The 1,653-nt window shown below is 59.2% G+C and carries 3 protein-coding genes; all 3 read left to right on the top strand.

What is annotated here, in order from left to right; genetic code table 11:
• Positions 1-453 (top strand): branched-chain amino acid ABC transporter permease (locus AC1DOC_RS32785; protein WP_478131455.1); only part of this gene is annotated, 453 nt, incomplete at its 5' end.
• Complete coding sequence (locus AC1DOC_RS32780; protein ID WP_478131454.1) at positions 453-1,415, top strand: branched-chain amino acid ABC transporter permease; 963 nt, start codon at positions 453-455, stop codon at positions 1,413-1,415. The genes AC1DOC_RS32785 and AC1DOC_RS32780, both read left to right, overlap by 1 nt.
• A partial coding sequence (locus AC1DOC_RS32775; protein ID WP_478131453.1) for an ATP-binding cassette domain-containing protein occupies positions 1,402-1,653 on the top strand: 252 nt, incomplete at its 3' end. The genes AC1DOC_RS32780 and AC1DOC_RS32775, both read left to right, overlap by 14 nt.

Genomic DNA, 1,653 nt, shown 5'->3' with positions numbered 1-1,653 from the left:
TTCCCCCTCTACCGCGTTTTCCTGATCGTTTTCGGGTTGACCGCTTTGGGCATCCTTGCGATCGTCATCTTGAGGTCTCGCCTGGGCCTGCTCATCCGTTCGATCTCGCAGAACGCAGAAATGACTCAGGCGCTAGGTGTCAATGTCGGCACCATCCGCACGTTGACCTTCGCCGTGGGTTGCGGATTTGCTGGATTGGGTGGTTTCCTTGCCGTCCCGCTAATCACGGGCTACATCGGCATGGGCAGCGCGGCCATCATCGAATCGTTCGTCATCGTGATGATCGGGGGTATGGGCAGCTTTCTCGGATCCGCTGTCGGCAGCCTGCTGGTCGCCACAACACAGTCGTTCGGCAACTTCTACTTTCCCGACCTCTCGCTGGTGGTTACCTACCTCTTGATGATTGGCGTTCTGCTTTATCGCCCGGGTGGCTTGTTTGGAGAAGAAGAGTGATGAAGTACGCCGTTCCTGTCGTCGCCATGCTGGCGGCGGCCCCGTTCGCTCTCCAGAGCTACCAAGTCACGCTGTTGACGGAAATACTGATCTTTGCGCTGTTTGCTATGAGCCTGGACGTGCAAATGGGCTACGCACGCATGTTTTCCTTCGGCCACGTTCTGCCGTACGGTGTCGGTGCGTACGCCTGTGCGTTTGCGCTATTGGCTGGCTGGCCGTTGCCTTTCGCGATTGCTGCCGCCGTGCTTGTTGCAACGCTCCTTTCCATCCCGATCGGATGGTTAAGCACACGGGCTAGCGGCGTCGCCTTCGCGATGCTGACGTTGGCTTTTGCGCAACTCGGCTATGCAATTGTTTTCAAGTGGAACACGCTTACCGGCGGTTCGGATGGCCTGACCGGCTTTGCGCGCAATGCAGGCCCGTTCGGGTTCGAGGGATTCATGTCCCGCGATGGCTTCTTCTGGCTTGTTCTGATCGTCGTGTTTGCGATGTACTGGTTGGCCCGAGGCTTCATGAACTCCGCGATGGGTAGAGCCATCGTCGGCGTTCGAGAAAACGAGCGACGTGCCAGCGCCATCGGCTACGTGCCGCGGACCTTGCGCATCGTCGCATTCGTCGTGTCCGGGGCGCTCGCGGGCATGGCGGGGGCGCTACATGCAGGGTTCCTGCTGTTCGTCTCTCCAGAGATCTTGCATTGGACGCAGTCGGGGCACGTCATCATCGCCGTCATTCTTGGCGGAACCGGCACCCTGATCGGCCCGATGATCGGAGCCGCCTTGATCGTCMTTGCTCACCACCAGTTGAGCGCAGTCACCGACAGTTGGCCATTGGTAATGGGGTTGCTGTTCATCATCGTCGTCATTGCTGCACCCAAGGGCCTGTGGGGCATCAAGGCTTCGCTCGCCGCCAGGATTTCCCGACGCCGCGCGCCCACTGCTGGAGAGAAACATGCCGCTTCTTGAATGTTCTGGTCTTACCAAGCGCTGGGGAGCGGTCACGACGGTCGATGACGTGAGCCTCACCGTAGATGCAGGCGAGGTGGTCGCACTCATTGGTCCGAACGGGGCAGGTAAGAGCACCGTGTTCAACCTGATTGCAGGTGCGATAAAGAAGACCGCTGGAGCCGTGCGCTTCGCTGGTGAAAGTGTCGAACACCTTTCCGCGTATGACCTGGCTCAGAAGGGCCTGAGTCGTACATAC

It is taken from the genome of Variovorax sp. 01T439_2 (assembly GCF_056398445.1).
Note: the sequence above shows the minus strand (reverse complement) of the source record. Positions and strands in the feature narration are given on the sequence as shown.